This is a genomic window from Pseudoalteromonas sp. NH0006-26 (assembly GCF_057552415.1).
The window spans coordinates 67,461-82,317 of record NZ_BAAJMJ010000012.1 but is presented as its reverse complement, the minus strand read 5'-3'; the positions used below and the strand labels follow the sequence as shown (position 1 = coordinate 82,317).

Annotated in this window: 13 protein-coding genes; 5 read left to right on the top strand and 8 right to left on the bottom strand. The window is 41.2% G+C overall.

The window, feature by feature from the left end; translation table 11 throughout:
• Window positions 1-168 precede the first annotated feature (168 nt).
• Genes AC27JR_RS15390 through AC27JR_RS15380 form a run of 3 tightly spaced genes read left to right on the top strand, consistent with a single transcriptional unit; the run spans window position 169 to window position 4,355 of the window.
• Window positions 169-825, top strand: a complete 657-nt coding sequence (locus tag AC27JR_RS15390) for an ABC transporter ATP-binding protein (RefSeq protein WP_076919843.1) — start codon at window positions 169-171, stop codon at window positions 823-825.
• Window positions 818-3,247: an FtsX-like permease family protein gene (locus tag AC27JR_RS15385; protein WP_487174070.1), complete on the top strand. Its 2,430-nt coding sequence runs from the start codon at window positions 818-820 to the stop codon at window positions 3,245-3,247. The genes AC27JR_RS15390 and AC27JR_RS15385 overlap by 8 nt, the downstream gene beginning before the upstream one ends.
• 7 nt (window positions 3,248-3,254) lie before the next feature.
• Window positions 3,255-4,355 carry a lipocalin-like domain-containing protein gene (locus AC27JR_RS15380; RefSeq protein WP_487174068.1) on the top strand — a complete coding sequence of 367 codons (1,101 nt, stop codon included), beginning with the start codon at window positions 3,255-3,257 and terminating at the stop codon, window positions 4,353-4,355.
• A gap of 273 nt (window positions 4,356-4,628) precedes the next feature.
• Here the strand turns inward: AC27JR_RS15380 and AC27JR_RS15375 are convergent, their stop codons facing one another.
• The 8 genes from AC27JR_RS15375 to AC27JR_RS15340 form a co-directional block, all read right to left on the bottom strand.
• Window positions 4,629-5,519, bottom strand: coding sequence for a DUF4097 family beta strand repeat-containing protein (locus AC27JR_RS15375; RefSeq protein ID WP_487174067.1), 891 nt, complete (start codon window positions 5,517-5,519; stop codon window positions 4,629-4,631).
• A 208-nt stretch (window positions 5,520-5,727) separates the two neighbouring features.
• On the bottom strand, window positions 5,728-8,262 hold the full coding sequence (locus AC27JR_RS15370; protein WP_487174066.1) for a TonB-dependent receptor plug domain-containing protein: 2,535 nt from the start codon (window positions 8,260-8,262) through the stop codon (window positions 5,728-5,730).
• A 275-nt stretch (window positions 8,263-8,537) separates the two neighbouring features.
• Window positions 8,538-9,383, bottom strand: coding sequence for a DUF4198 domain-containing protein (locus tag AC27JR_RS15365; RefSeq protein WP_487174065.1), 846 nt, complete (start codon window positions 9,381-9,383; stop codon window positions 8,538-8,540).
• A gap of 34 nt (window positions 9,384-9,417) precedes the next feature.
• A complete protein-coding gene (locus tag AC27JR_RS15360) occupies window positions 9,418-9,924 on the bottom strand; it encodes a DUF2271 domain-containing protein (RefSeq protein WP_076919838.1) in 507 nt (168 codons plus the stop codon).
• The gene (locus AC27JR_RS15355) at window positions 9,924-10,556 is read right to left on the bottom strand and encodes a PepSY-associated TM helix domain-containing protein (protein ID WP_036985100.1); all 633 of its coding nucleotides are present in this window, start codon (window positions 10,554-10,556) and stop codon (window positions 9,924-9,926) included. Before AC27JR_RS15355 ends, AC27JR_RS15360 begins: the two co-directional genes overlap by 1 nt.
• Window positions 10,557-10,638: 82 nt before the next feature.
• Window positions 10,639-11,034: a YbaN family protein gene (locus AC27JR_RS15350; protein ID WP_487174064.1), complete on the bottom strand. Its 396-nt coding sequence runs from the start codon at window positions 11,032-11,034 to the stop codon at window positions 10,639-10,641.
• 142 nt (window positions 11,035-11,176) lie between these two features.
• Window positions 11,177-12,433, bottom strand: a complete 1,257-nt coding sequence (locus AC27JR_RS15345) for a carbohydrate porin (protein WP_487174063.1) — start codon at window positions 12,431-12,433, stop codon at window positions 11,177-11,179.
• 111 nt (window positions 12,434-12,544) lie between these two features.
• Window positions 12,545-13,027, bottom strand: a complete 483-nt coding sequence (locus tag AC27JR_RS15340) for a MarR family winged helix-turn-helix transcriptional regulator (RefSeq protein ID WP_008112832.1) — start codon at window positions 13,025-13,027, stop codon at window positions 12,545-12,547.
• 415 nt (window positions 13,028-13,442) lie between these two features.
• Between AC27JR_RS15340 and AC27JR_RS15335 the strand changes: the two genes are divergently transcribed.
• Entirely contained in the window at window positions 13,443-14,297 is an 855-nt protein-coding gene (locus AC27JR_RS15335; RefSeq protein ID WP_487174062.1) for a D-hexose-6-phosphate mutarotase, read from the top strand.
• Between the two features lie 5 nt (window positions 14,298-14,302).
• A complete protein-coding gene (locus AC27JR_RS15330) occupies window positions 14,303-14,848 on the top strand; it encodes a PH domain-containing protein (protein ID WP_487174083.1) in 546 nt (181 codons plus the stop codon).
• The last annotated feature ends 9 nt before the right edge of the window (window positions 14,849-14,857 follow it).

The following is a 14,857-nucleotide window of genomic DNA, read 5'->3' as shown; positions in this document are numbered from 1 at the left end:
TGCGTATAAAATACAATGAGTTACGAAAGTAAAAAGTGCTTTAGCTTACAAGTAAAATTAACTTTACTGGTAGCGGTCACAAAAAGAACGCTTATTTGAGCTTTTTACTGATATGGTATCGTTTATATAACAGACCGTATTTTTTGTTGCAGGAATGACCTTTTTTTTATGATTTCGCTAAATAATGTGTTTTTTACACGCCAAGATGGTGGCTTAAAACGACAAATAATTAATGACTTATCGTTAACTATTTTGCCTGCGGCGCACATTGCCTTACTAGGTGATAGTGGATCGGGTAAAACAACATTATTAAATTTATTAGCCGGTTTACTGTCTCCAGATGCAGGAACTATTACGGTTAATAAACAAAAAATTAGTGAATTGAGTGCCAATGAACTTGCGCTTTATCGGCGTAAAATAGGTATTATTTTTCAGCATTACCAATTACTCAGCCCGTTAAATGTGAAAGACAATATGTGTTTTCAAGCAAGGCTTAATGGGTTATCGCCTAGCGACGATGAAGTAAATACGATGGCTAAAAAACTGGGTTTAGAAGGCAAGCTTACAGCAATGCCTGAACAACTCTCAGGTGGTGAGCAGCAACGGGTAGGCATAGGCCGTGCGCTATTAAATAAGCCCAAGCTGTTATTGGCTGATGAACCTACGGGTAACCTTGATGCCGCTCGCTCACTCGATATAGTTACGCTATTAAAAAGCCTGTGCGAAGAGCAACAAATAATACTTATTATGGTCACTCATAGTCAGCGATTGGCCGATCAGTTTGCTACGCAATTGTTTTTAAAAGATGGCCAAATTAATGGCTGAACTTAAACTTATTTTAATAACGTATATGCAGTTTTATCGCCGCCATGTAGGGCTGTTATTACTGTTTTTTATTGGCTTTAGTTTGGGCGCGGCGCTACTTACTGCAATACAGGGCTTAAACTTAGAGGCCGGTAAACGCTATCAACAAACCACAGCACTAATTGCAAACCCAGTGACGCATTTTGTTCGCCCTGTGCTAGGTGAAAATAGGTTGCCCAACAGTATGTGGTCGCGTATGAGGGCGGCTGGCTTTACGCAGGTTCAACCGGTTTTAGAGGGCGTAATTGAAACCAATAAGCAGCAAAAACTCGCGCTTAGAGGCGTCAATTTATTACAGTGGCTTACAGAAAATACCGGCGGCTCAGCATCAACAACCAACAATCGTTATTCTGGGTTTGAACAGTTACTAAATACTGTTTATATCGACCCTAAATTAATGCAGCGGCTAAATTTAAAAAACAGCCGTATTAATATAAACATGGGCGATGCCACTGTTACTTTAGCGGTAAGCGAATTGCAAGGTTTAGGTATGACCATGCTGGTGGATATTAGCCTTGCAGACAAGTTACTGCGCGCAAATGGGGCAATTAGTTACTTTGAAGTAAGTGGCTTAAATAACAAACAAGCAGCCCAGTTAAAGGTATTGTTAGGCGAGCAAGCACGGCTTGAAGCTGCGCAAGAGCAAGCTTTTGATGCGCTCTCTGAGGCATTTTTCTTTAATTTACAAGCGCTGGCTTTGTTAGGTTATGTGGTGGGTGCGTTTTTAAGTTTTAATGCAATTAAGCTGGCATACAATGCGCGTGCTCACTTGCAGCAGCAAATGTGGGTGCTGGGTTGTCAAAGGTCGGTGTTAATTAAAGCGCTGGTTATTGAATTAACGGTGCTTAGTTTTTTTGCTGCAGTATTAGGTGCATTATTAGGCGCGGCACTGGCAAACGCCTTAGTTATGGATGTATCGGCGACTCTTCGAGGGCTTTACCAGCTAGATAGAAGCTTTGTAGTAAGCCTTGATAGCAGTATGATTGTCAGCGGTTTTACACTTAATATTGTTGTTTTGTTGGAGTTTTTGGCCAGCCAATCGGCTCGATTAAGTACTTTTTTAGCGCGTATTAAATGGCTAATGTTTGCGTTAGCTATTTGTGCAGCCAGTTACTTAGCGCTAACGGCAAATACCAAAATAAGCGCCTTATTGCTGTGTGTTTGTGTGTTACTGCTCTTTTTTGTTATTACGCCACCGGTAGTTAAAGCCGTTTTCAAACTGCCATGGCCAACACAAAACCCCATCATTCAATGGTTAAAAGCAGATAGCCTATTGCAGTTACCTGCATTACTAAGCTCAGTACTCGCTATTTTAATGGCGATGGGAGCCGCTGTAGGCATGCAAATTATGGTTGGCAGTTTTAGCGACACCTTAGATACACACCTTGAAAAGCGCCTAAGCGCTGATTTGTACGTAAGGCCCGATCAAAACATTCAAGCCTTAGGAGCTAAGCTACGTGAACTCCCAGAAGTTGAAAAGGTAGGCGTATATTGGTCAGCTAACAGTGAGCTTAAAACACCTAAAAATAGAATTGCTGTTGATGTTATGGCATTTGGTGCAACGGCCAGCTACAACCAACACCTTACTTTGTTAAACAATAAAGCACCTACATCTGCAGTATTTGAAAAAAACAAAAACGGGGTTGTAGGTTGTTTAGTGAACGAACCCGCCTTGCTGCAGTATTCGCTTACAGTCGGTGATGTAATAACCCTAAAACAGCATATTAATACACTAACGTGCCAAGTACGCGCTGCCTATTTTGATTACGGCGAGCAAGGGTTAAATGTGGTAGTCACTACAACAGCATTATTGGATAGTGGCTTAAACTACACCGAGTATGGTTTATCGCTTTGGTTAAAGCCCAATAGTGACGTTGACGCCATAGCCGAATATATTCAAAAGCAGCACCAATTAGATAGTCAGCAAGTTATTGCGAACCAGCAGTTTAAGCGTTTTGCAAAACAGTTATTTGGTAAAACTTTTTATGTTACTCAGGCGCTTAATATATTTATTATGCTGATTGCATTATTTGGCATGTGGGTAAGCTTTTTAACTTTAGGGCGCGGGCAATTACAGCCCATGGCGGTATTACAAACGCTGGGTGTCACCCAACAGCAATTATTGGGAGCAAAAGTACTGCAAGCTGCACTTATTATTTTAACCACCTTGTTATTAGCTATACCACTGGGGCTTAGCCTTGGATGGGTACTATTAACTTACGTCATGCCAATTGCCTTTGGTTGGACCATGGCCATGACCGTTAATTGGCTGCAATTAGGGGGCTTTACGGTGCTTATGTTTATGTTAGCTTTATTTGTGAGCGCGTTACCGCTAATAAAATTAACGCGAAGCGCCGTTGCCGATAATGTTGCCAAGCTATAGGACTTACATGAATAGACTAAAAGCAGCCGTTACCTTTATTTTTATTGGCGCATTAAGCGCGTGCCAGCCCGAAGCAGAGCAAGTAAATCAAAATAAACCAATGCATAGCGGGTTTGCACAACAATTTGGTGAACCTGTAAACAAAAACCAAGGACTGAGCTTTCCACGCGATCATGGGGCGCATCATCAACAAGGAATTGAATGGTGGTACGTAACTGCTAATTTAAAAGCAGATAATGGCGATACCTTTGGTGTGCAATGGACTTTATTTAGGCTCTCGGTTGATGAGCAAAGCACACAAACAGAACCATCGCCTTGGTGGAATGGGCAGCTTTACTTTGCTCACTTTGCAATACAAACCGATACCCAGCATCAGGCGTTCGAGAAATATGGCCGCTCGGGGCAAGTAAATATAACAGCACAGCCATTTGAGGCTCGCCTAGATGATTGGCAGCTAGCAAGTAAAAAAGCAGCATTTTTACCGCTTAGCTTAAAGGCACAGCAGGAAAATTACAGTGCAAACCTGGTGCTGGCTAATAGCCCGCTTGTAAAGCATGGCGAGCAAGGTTATAGCCAAAAAACCCACCAGGGGCATGCCTCTTACTATTACAGCTATCCGTTTCTACAAGCCAAAGGCGACATCACATTTGCGGGTAAAACTTTTAAAGTAACTGGAGATGCTTGGTTAGACAGAGAGTGGTCTTCGGCGTTAATCGATCCTACCCAAAATGGTTGGGACTGGTTTAGCATTCAGGCCGATGATAAAAAACAGGGTGGCTTGATGGCATTTTGTATTCGTAATGGCCAACAAAGTTATGATTACTGCAATGCATCGCACATTACGTCCGATGGACAAGTACGCGCTATTGACAATAACGACGTGACTTTGCAGGTATTAAAAACATCTGAGCTTACAACCCAAACAACGCAAAGTAGTAAAACCTATCCAGTTAAGTGGCACCTCAAGGTTAAAGGGTTTGAGCCTATTATAATTGAAGCGCGTAACCCCGATTCACGTAATCAATTGAGCATCCCCTACTGGGAGGGGCGAATTAAAACCCAAGGTGGTTTTAAAGGTAAAGGTTATGCAGAGTTGGTTGGCTATTAGCGGGTTATAAAACGGCTTTCAAAAAATGCACTTAAACCAAGGCTAAGTGCATTTTTATTAAGGACTTAGTATATTAACCTGAACTCTGGATAATAAATCTATCTCAAGCAGCTATTTTGAGCGCTAACTGCGTTGAATTTACTTGCAATAGACTAGCTATTGACGCGTAATTTCGCCTTGTTTTCACTGAAAATCTCTGGCTAGAGAAGGCAAACATAAATATTATTTTGATTCAATATGTTAGTAAATCTCTTAACCAGAGTTCAGGTTATATTAGTCTAGCTTTACTGAACCAGAGATATTATCGATGCTAACATCGCCAGAGCCTGCTTCTGTAATTGTTAGCCCTTTAGCATGATTAACGCGAATATCGCCAGAGCCATCTTCAATAGTCACGCTTGAGCCAATATGTTCAATCAGCATATCTCCTGAGTTATCGTCTATGGTCACTGCGCCATTAATATGTTTAATAGTTATGCCGCCCGAGCCATCTTCAACGTTTAATGCACCCGTTACATTAGTAACTTGCATTTCGCCTGAGCCATCTTCAATTGCGACATTACCACTGACATTATCAATATCAATGCTGCCTGAGCCATCATTTAATGCTAAATCGCCGACTACATTTTTTACGTAAATACTGCCCGAGCCATCGTCAATATTTAAGTTTTTAGCACTATTAATATTAATGCTACCAGAGCCATCTTTTACATCTATATTGCTTTGCATCGCGTTAATAACAATATCGCCTGAACCGTCGTTAATATCTAAATTTAGGGTGTTAGGTACGGTAACAACTAAATTGATACTTGGCGATTGTCCGCTGTAAAAGCTAATCCCATTATTACTTTTATTTTGTGCAACAAGTTTTGCTTGTGTACCGCTTTTCTCAAGGGTGAGTTCGTATTCATCGTCAATGTCGGCGGTGTAAATGATGGCATCAACGCTAATATTGGTTGCAGTATTAGAGCCCTGAATTTCGAGCGAACCGGCACCACTCAATACTGTTAAATACTCAAGGTTATTACTTGGTAATGTAAGCTGCTGAGTTTGTTTTACTGATGCGACACTGGGCGATATATGAAATACACAACCGCTGAGTAATAAAATACCGCTAATTAGTGAAACGGGCTTAGTGAAGTTGAATAGAGTTGATGCGCTCATGTTTAGTCCTTTGATAATGATTATTTTAGTTAATATACAAAGTATAGAGCAAAAATGAGGCCGAAATGTAAGTTATTGTTTTATATGAAATGACAATAATTGCTAAAAAGATAAAATGCCAAAATATGGTTAAAAATACTAAATGTTAATAAAAAAGGATGCATGATGCATCCTTTTGTAATTACTCAATTTTTAATGGGTGCTTTACTTAAAAGCGGTAAGTAATGTTACCGTATAAAAAACGCCCATCTAAACTGTAGGGTGTATAAGGCGTATATGGAAATATTTGGCCAAAGTTAGAGTAGCCAATGTTATCTACCGTTGCTTGTGGGTACTGATCAAACAGGTTATTCGCACCTACTGCAAACTTCCACGCATCGTTAGGGCGATAGGCAACTTCTAAATCAGTAATCCATTTAGCGTCTAGGTATTCATCGCGCTCGCTGGTGGTTGAAATATCTGCCACTTCCCCATAGCGAGTTGCACGCAAGGTTGTTTGCCATTGGTTAAAGCTCCAAACGGCTGATAGGTTTAGCTTGTTATCGGGTGTGCCTTGCTCAAAACGACCGACTTCACGACGGGCAAATACCACATAGTCATCGCCTAGAGAATTTAGCTCGCTTGGGTTTGCATCTACATGAGTCACTTCGGTGTCATTAATGTTTGCCGCCGCATTTAAGCGCACATCACCCAATGTATTTAAATCAAGTGTGTACGTTGCCACAATATCAACACCTTGCGTGCGCGAATTGATGGCGTTGGTAAAGTAACGCACGCTTTCGGTATTTAGTTCGCCCGCATTGGCGAGAATTTGCTGTACAGCGTCACCGCTTAAGTTTTCAGAGAGTACAATCCGGTCATCAATATCAATGCGGTACGCATCAACCGTTAAGCTAAAGTTACCTTGGGTGTAAACAAATCCAGCGGTAACGTTAACCGAGTCTTCGGCATCGAGCTGCTTTGCACCTAACGCTTGCGCTGCAGGTGCAGAGCTTGGAAATAGGCCAACTTCAAAAGGCTGGTTATTTTCGAGAATAGTCGATATTTGACGGTACGAGCTTTGTGCAAGTGACGGCGCACGAAACCCAGTACTGGCAGCACCACGTAATGATAGGTTGTCGTTAATACTGTAACGCGTGGCTAATTTTGAAGTAAATGTGTTACCAAAATCGCTGTAATCTTCATAACGACTGGCTAAAACCACATTCCATTTGTCAGTTAAATAAGTATCAAATTCAGCAAATACAGCGACATTATGGCGACTTTCATTGGTTGCGCTTTGCGGCCCAAAACCAGGAAGCACCTGTGCACCGCCAGCAGCAATTGGGTTACCGTTGTTATCAAGCGCAGTAATATAAGAGGCTTCCTCGCCTTGCTCTATTTTATAGCTTTCACGGCGGTATTCAGCACCAATAGTGAAAAACACATCATCGGGTAGACCAAAATCAACGCTAGTATTGGCATCAAAGTTAACTAAAAATTGATCGTAAATCATGGCGCCGTTATCAAATTCAGTTTGGCTATTAGTACCTAACGAAGTATTTAGGCTATTTACAACCCCTAAGCCAAAGTTATTTCGACCATAGTTAGTACTTACATCCCACGCCCAATCGCCACTATTGCCTTGTAAACCAAGTGCCAGCGAGTAATCTTTTACGTCAGTGGCAATTTGCGGCAAAAAGCCATTGGGGTAGAGCTCTAAAACATTGCGGCTGTCTTTTGCGCGGCGGTAAAATCCGCCTGAGTTACCTTCACGCTCAGAATAGCTACCAAACGAATAAACATTAAAGCCATTCTCTAAGTCGTATCCCATATTGTAAAACAAAGCGTAGTCTTCCAGCGCTGCTTTTCCAAAACGGTGATTATAGCGATCAATTGTAAATTCGCGTGGGTCTAGGCTGCCATCATCAAGGCGGCTGTATTGTTCTCGAGGGTCAAAGCCAGAGCGTTGGGTTGAGTCGTTATCACGGTATTCAATCGAGACGTTTAAAAAGCCATTGTCTGCCAGTGAAAAACCAGAGTTTGCGCTAATTGTGCGGGTATTACCGTCGTTAACGTGACGATCGTCGCCTAAATTAAAGGCAAGGTTACCATTATCATCCGCATAAGTGCTATTTAATTGTGGCGCACCGGCCATTTGGCTGTCGTATTGGCCATAAGTTACGCTAACACTGCCGCCTTCGGTGGCATCTTTTAAAACAATATTGATTACACCCGCAATAGCGTCAGAGCCATACTGGGCTGCAGCCCCATCACGTAGTACTTCAACACGCTTAATTGCAGAGGTGGGGATCATGTTTAAATCAACCGCAGTAGAGCCGCGACCAACTGTACCGCCTAAGTTTAATAACGCACCAGAATGGCGACGTTTACCATTAATGAGCACTAGGGTGTGATCGGGTGCAAGGCCTCTTAAAACCGCTGGGCGAGCATGGTCGGTACCATCAGACAGTGTGGCACTTGGGTAGTTAAAGCTTGGTACTTGGTTAGCGAGCACTTGGCTAATTTCAAGTTGGCCGGTGCTTGCCATATCGTCGCTGCTAATAATATCTACAGGCACGGTGCTTTGCGCAATACTGCGCAAACTGCGGCGTGTGCCTGTTACTGAAATTACTTCGATATTTTCTTCCACTTGGTTAGTTTGCTCAGCCGCATTAGCAGCTGAAAAAGAGGCGCTAAGTGCGGTGGTAATAGCCAAGCTAAGTGCTAATTTTTTATTAGCTGATAAATGCTGAAAAGTCATTAAGCGTGCCTTGAAGATTTTGAAAAGGGCGCATCATATAGAAGCGACTAGTGCATCGCAAAGATCTAAATTGACTATGTTATTCAACTATTTTTATAAAAATAAGTGATCGGAATAACAGATTGAAATAGGAACAAAAAAGGAGGCTAAAATATAGGATTATGCTTATATAGGCAGTGAAAGTGGCTAACTTGGTTTAAAGCTTTGCTAAAGGGGTTTAATTATAAAGAAGCTACAGGCCAAACTATTAATGTGGCCTGTAGGGAATTAAAAAGTTACTCAGGTGCTACTTCGAGGGTTGTAAATAGTGCATAGCGACCTACGTCTACGCCAGCTTCATTGACGGTTACTTTTTGAGACGTTTCGATTAGGTATAAACCAGGCTGTTGCCAAGTGCTGGTGAAAAACCCGTCTTTATCTGTTGTTACTTTAATCTCACCGCGAGTATTACGATAGCGTGTATCACCTTTTAAAATACTTATTTCAATCCCTTCGCCAACCGGCTTGCCATCGCTTAGTAGTTGAAAGCGCGCTTGCTCACCAACAAATAAATCGTTTGGATGGGTTGGGCCGCTTAGCTCTAAGCCTTGACCTAATAGTGCCGGTTTAGACGTGCCATTATGGCTAACAAAGGTATCAACAGTAGAGATGGTTTTAATTGTGGTGATATCGCTGGCGTCTTTAGGTAAGTTGGCATCATCTTTTTTGGCGAATACGCGGCTTCGCTCGCCTGCTGCATTTTTGTAAAATGTCATGTACATAGGCTTTTGCGTCATCGCAATATGATAGGTGCCTTGTTGCTGAAGTTTTACTGCAGCAGAGCTTTTGCGTTGAAGGTAATAGGCACGAATGGTGTCGGTAACTTGCTCGCCATTTGGGGCTAGCGCCATTAATAATGAATCGTCGTACTCTGCGCCTTTTATGCTTGGACTAAATGCTTTATCAGGTGCAAAAATTTCGTTAGAAATACTCGCATCAATCATAACATAATGCGCTTTATCGCCTGATAGCGAGGTATGCGAAGGTAGTAACCAGCGGCCATGTGCACTTGCGGTTGTTGATACCAGCGCTGATAAACTCAGTGCGCCAATGAGTGCTGTTTTTAATAAATTAACGTTCATTATTTTTCCTTTAAATTTGAATGATAAGTAGGTACTACCTAGCGCTTACAGTGACAAAGCTGGTTGAAAATTCGTTTTTACCATCAATAGTTATTTTCTCTGATTGGGTTAAATCAAGCTCAATGCGGCTGTAATCACGCCCACCTTCTTCGCGAACAACTTCAACATTAAGTAGATACTTGCCGGGTGTTACGGGGTTACCGTTTAGATCCTTGCCATCCCAGCTAATTGTGTATGTGCCGGCACGTTTGGTTGCGCTGCTGACACCATCAAACTGAGCATTACTTTTACCGGCTTTGCGCCACCATTGACGTAGGTCTTTAAACCATTCCGCTTTTTGTACCCAAAGCGCTAATGTTGTGACGTGTTTACGCTCTGGCGTTTCCAGCCATACAGCAACATAAGGTCGGTGGTAGGGTTGCACGTTTAAATCGGTAAGGGTTAATTCAACGTCTAACCTTGGCGATTGTGCATGAGCATTAATTTGAAATAGTGCGGCGACTAACAGCATGATGCTTAGCCATGGTTTAATTTTAAACATTAAGACACTCCTTTTATTTGTGGCACCCAACACAGGTAAATAACGATAGGTGTTGCTACACCTAAGGCGGTTATCCATATTCCTGCTAAGCGTTTTTTTCTGTTTTGAAATAAAATAATCATGCCGGTGATGGCAAATAGGATCATCAGCACTGCAGATATATCAATAACCCAGCTCCATACATCACCGCTGTAACGACCTTTATGTAAATCGCCAATTACACTTAAAAATCCCCCGGTTTGATAATCGAGTAACAGTTCGCCACTAATAAAATCAAACTCTGCGTAGGCGTAGCCTGCAGGTAATGGGTAGTCGAGCATGACCAGTGAATCTTGCTTTTCCCACTCAATGCTTTTTACTTTATTCAGCCCATACTGCTTGGCGAGGTAAGCTTCTATTTGGGGATAAATAGCAGGTAGGGTGTTTAATTCTGTTTGTGCTTTTGCAAGTAGTTCAGCTGGAATTGCTGCGGTAATTTGGCCGTTGTTTTTATCGTTTTTTAACCAGTCAACATGGTTTAGCACTATGCCGCTTACGCAAAATAGAATAAGTAAAAAAAACAAAGCGGTAGAAATATAGATATGCAAAGCACGACTCGTACTATATAAAGCGCGTTTATTAACAAAGGGCATAAAAGGTGCAGATTTAATTAATTTTTACGGATGATAATGATTTGCATTAGCTGTTACAAATTTATTTACCAAACTTTACACTTTATTTTTTAGGAGGAGCTGAGGGCTTAGAAATTAAGTAAGTTAAAACCAGTACTTCAACAACAGCAACTAAGGCAATAACCCAAGAAGGAGGGCTGCTGGATAATAAAAATATAAAGCCTATTAGCATACCTAAACCCGCAGCATATTTTGCCTTTACAGGAACTACTTGATGGGCGCGCCAATGTTGTAATGTTGTACCAAAGCGAGGGTGGTTTAATAGCCAAGATTCAAGCGCGCTAGATGAGCGTGCAAAACACGCTAAGGCTAAAATTAAAAACGGTGTGGTTGGCATAACGGGCAGGGCAACACCAATAATACCGAGTAATACACACAGCAACCCCAGTAATTTAAAGCCGATATTTTTATAATAAATAAAAACGTTTTTTATGTTCACGCCAGCTCTTTTTTAATAAATTAAACGGTAAAAGGGTAAGCTAATTTCAAGATAAAATGAAGAAAAAGTGGCTTAGTTGCATGTTATCAACTAAGCCATTTAGGGTTAGCAAAGGAAAAGTATTTCCTGGTTGTATTACCTATTAAAAGTAATAGCCTAAATTAATATTAAAGCGGCGCTCGGTATCGCCATCACCAATAATGGTACCGCCAATAAAGGGTTGATTGCGGGCTTGTACAAAATCAACATAACTAAAGAACCCCCCAGCAGTAATGCTCATACCGGTTACATTCATCCAAGTGTTGGCGCTGTTATCTGATTTGTTGTAGATGATCCCATAGTCGTTATAAAACTGTAGATTGGTAACTGGACCCCACTCTAGTGCGTAGTCATAGGCAACATTAAAGTTGGTCATTGTAGCTTGGCTCGACACGCTATCGAAGTAATTGTAGGCACCCACTGCAAAGCGGTTGCTGCCATCATCTAAGTCGTAGTCGTATTCGCCGTGTTGAAATTGAATATTCCAGTTATTGATGTTGCTGTTTAAATGAACAGCCCATGCACTGTAATTACCCGCGCGGTCTTCACCATCATGTAGTCCGCCGCTGAGTAACGATAAACCTAAATCTGTGGTTATATTTTTACTGTGCATAAGCTGGTAAGTGGCGCGACCGGCAAAGGTGTTGTATTCACCAAGTTGCTTTGCAGGCTCGGCATAGGTACCTTCATCTGCAGGGCGACTGCCAATAATATCGTAAGAGTAACGGTGGTTTTTATCTGATGATGAGCCATCAACTCCGCCAAGTTCATCATTTTTAAAAAAGCCAAGATCAAGTGTCCAGTTGTCTTTAAGCTTACGTTTAGCAACTACCCCTAAATCAAAGTCATCTTCTAGGCCAACATAGTAGTTAGTGCTAAAAAAGTAGCTGTGAGAATTGTAAGGGCCATTACCAAACGGTACGGCGGTTATACCAGCTTGACCTTCCCAGCCATCAATAAATTCATACCCTAAGTAAGCGTATTTCACTACTGTCATGTAATCGTAAAAACGTACTTCACCATTGACTGAAATATCATTAATTTCACCAGAGACATTTAAACGGAAAATATCAAAATCAAAGTCGCCACCGCGATCTTCATTGTCATCATCGTAAGAGTTAATGCCGTAGTTAGCGCGAATGGCACCCCCTATCTTTATTCCTGATGATTGCTGTTCAGGCTTTGCAGCTTCATCAGTTAGTTGCTGAGCTTTTTTTTCAGTGAGTTTGCTTTCAAGTTTTTCTACTTGTTGCTTTAACTGCGTTAATTGGCTTTGGAGAGGTTGAAGATTTGATGCATAAGAATTACTAGCAACACCACCTAAAATTAAGGCGAGTGTTAGTTTTGAGAGTTTAGTCATAATAGCCGTTTTGATTGTGATTAAAAAAATAAAGGCGCAAAAATGCACCTATTAGTGTGGAAAAAGGGGAAAATGGCAGGCTAATTTAGTTTATTGTTTTTATACTGCGTTTTATTCTTTAGGAGTTTGAAACAGTGCGCCTACTTCTAAAAGCGGGGAGGCGTCTAGCTTATCTGCATCCATCATTGCGGCAATACGCTGCATTGATGAAAGGAGTAAACTCTGTTCCCATTCAGCAAGTGCTGAAAATTTTTCGATAAAATGCTCTTGTAATGGCTGTGGTGCTTTTTCGAGTAGTTCTTTACCTTGTTCGGTAAGGTATAAGCTGACTCGGCGCTTATCCATTTGACTGCGAACACGTGTTACTAAGTTTTTACTCTCGATTCGGTCAAGAATATTAGTAACCGTTGCTGGGCTTAAGTTAACGTTTTGCGCAATACGGCTGGCGGTAATACCATCAGTTTGAGACACTTCCTGCATAATAAGCAGTTGTGGTCCTGTTAAACCCGCTGTTTTATTAAGTTGCTTTGAATGTAAGTCAATCGCACGGATCACCTTACGTAAAGAAACTAGTAATTCGTCATATTTTTGCATTTGCTTGTCTCATGGAAGGCGAATCATTTGCCGTAATCATGAAATGTTACACATCAAATAAATTGAATTCAAATGATATATGTTATTTTAACCCGCTGTTATTAGTTTTTATTGGTTTTTATTAATTTGAGCAGTAATTAAAATGGTATTTATTATCTTTATTTTATTAAATGTTCATAACATTCTGTTTGCTAAGGTTGCGCACCTTACGTAGGTTGAAAGCGATACGCAAGCCACAGGTATAAAACTTTAGTCGTAATTTGGCCGTTAATGTGGCATAAAAATATAGTAACTAACTCAATTTAAATAACTATTCTATGTAGCTTATGCTTTAAGCATGCATTATTGTTTGTGTACAAGTAACCTGAACTCAGGTTAAGTACAAAAAATTAGTCTCAGTGTTAAAGGAAATAAAATGCAATTATCACCCTCAGTATGTATTGAGCGTACACATAGCGGTTTAGAGTTTATTAGTATTAATAGTCGCCAATGTGAGGCGAAAGTATTTTTACAAGGTGGGCAAATAACTGAGTTTACACCCAAAGGCAAATTGCCTTTATTATGGATGTCTGGGGATGAAACCTTTAGCGAAGGGAAAAGTATTCGTGGTGGCATTCCTATTTGCTGGCCTTGGTTTGGTCAACATGAAAATACGGATTTTCCAGCGCATGGCTTTGCCCGTACGCATGTATGGCAAGCCGATGAAGTGCATGAAACCGACAGCGAGGTTACTGTTAGCCTTAAATTACCAATGAAGCAGGTAGATTCTACTTTTTGGCCGCATCAGTCATCATTACGGGTTGAGTTTATTTTATCAGAGCAATTAGAGGTGCGTTTAACCACCTGTAACTTAGGCAATGTACCATTTAGTTATACACAAGCACTGCATACTTACTTTCCAACAGAAGATATTAATAATACCCGAGTGGCAGGGCTGCAAGGAGCGCAATATATAGAATTTGGTCAAGGGCCTCATCAGCAACATGACGTGGTCGACTTTTCCCGTGAAACCGATATGGTTTATACCCAAGCCGCAGCGGTTCAAACAATTGATACTCCTCAGGGGATGATCAGTGTTAGCAGAGAAAACTCGCAGTCGTGCGTACTATGGAATCCATGGATTGAAAAATCAAAGCGGCTATCAAATTTTGCCGATGATGATTATAAAAGCATGTTATGCCTAGAAGCAGCGAATGTGCTTGAAGATGCGGTTACGCTTGAGCCTAAACAAAGTCATACCTTAGTGACAACAATAAAGTGGCTTGGCTAAGTCCAATGGAGCAAAGTGTGTTTACTAATCAACAAATAACCGATCTACCGCAACATAAAAGCATAGTGTTTGAGCCGCTTGCCGATAAAGCGTTATTGCATGCACAATTGAATTGGTTGTTATTTTTCATTCCTTTTTGCTTAGTGCTAGCAGTTGTTTGTTATTTTAATACAGATTTTGCTGCCATGGCGCAAGGTTACTTATTGGTTGCTGTTCCGCTATTAATTTTACTTTGTATGTTATACAGCGTGTTCAGTATTAAATTACAAGGCAGTGCATTGCGTACCCACGATATAGCATTTAAAAAGGGTATTATTTGGCAGCAGGTAACTATTTTACCGTTAGCACGAGTGCAGCATATTGAAATACATCGTGGGCCAATAGAGCGAAAACTGGGTTTAGCCAGTTTAAGGCTTTACAGCGCAGGGGGGATGAGTGCTGATTTACAAATTAGCGGTCTGAACCACGAAAAGTGCAAAAATATCCGTCAGTTTGTACAAAGCTATCGCCACGATGAAACCACGAGTGAGGTTGCTGCCAGTGAGTGTTGATGCTACGCA

What these genes read in the sequence shown, in the direction of transcription:
- AC27JR_RS15390 (WP_076919843.1), top strand. Translation starts at nt 169, where the DNA reads ATGATTTCGCTAAATAATGTGTTTTTTACACGCCAAGATGGTGGCTTA.
- AC27JR_RS15385 (WP_487174070.1), top strand. Translation starts at nt 818, where the DNA reads ATGGCTGAACTTAAACTTATTTTAATAACGTATATGCAGTTTTATCGC.
- AC27JR_RS15380 (WP_487174068.1), top strand. Translation starts at nt 3,255, where the DNA reads ATGAATAGACTAAAAGCAGCCGTTACCTTTATTTTTATTGGCGCATTA.
- AC27JR_RS15375 (WP_487174067.1), bottom strand. Translation starts at nt 5,519, where the DNA reads ATGAGCGCATCAACTCTATTCAACTTCACTAAGCCCGTTTCACTAATT.
- AC27JR_RS15370 (WP_487174066.1), bottom strand. Translation starts at nt 8,262, where the DNA reads ATGACTTTTCAGCATTTATCAGCTAATAAAAAATTAGCACTTAGCTTG.
- AC27JR_RS15365 (WP_487174065.1), bottom strand. Translation starts at nt 9,383, where the DNA reads ATGAACGTTAATTTATTAAAAACAGCACTCATTGGCGCACTGAGTTTA.
- AC27JR_RS15360 (WP_076919838.1), bottom strand. Translation starts at nt 9,924, where the DNA reads ATGTTTAAAATTAAACCATGGCTAAGCATCATGCTGTTAGTCGCCGCA.
- AC27JR_RS15355 (WP_036985100.1), bottom strand. Translation starts at nt 10,556, where the DNA reads ATGCCCTTTGTTAATAAACGCGCTTTATATAGTACGAGTCGTGCTTTG.
- AC27JR_RS15345 (WP_487174063.1), bottom strand. Translation starts at nt 12,433, where the DNA reads ATGACTAAACTCTCAAAACTAACACTCGCCTTAATTTTAGGTGGTGTT.
- AC27JR_RS15340 (WP_008112832.1), bottom strand. Translation starts at nt 13,027, where the DNA reads ATGCAAAAATATGACGAATTACTAGTTTCTTTACGTAAGGTGATCCGT.
- AC27JR_RS15335 (WP_487174062.1), top strand. Translation starts at nt 13,443, where the DNA reads ATGCAATTATCACCCTCAGTATGTATTGAGCGTACACATAGCGGTTTA.
- AC27JR_RS15330 (WP_487174083.1), top strand. Translation starts at nt 14,303, where the DNA reads ATGGAGCAAAGTGTGTTTACTAATCAACAAATAACCGATCTACCGCAA.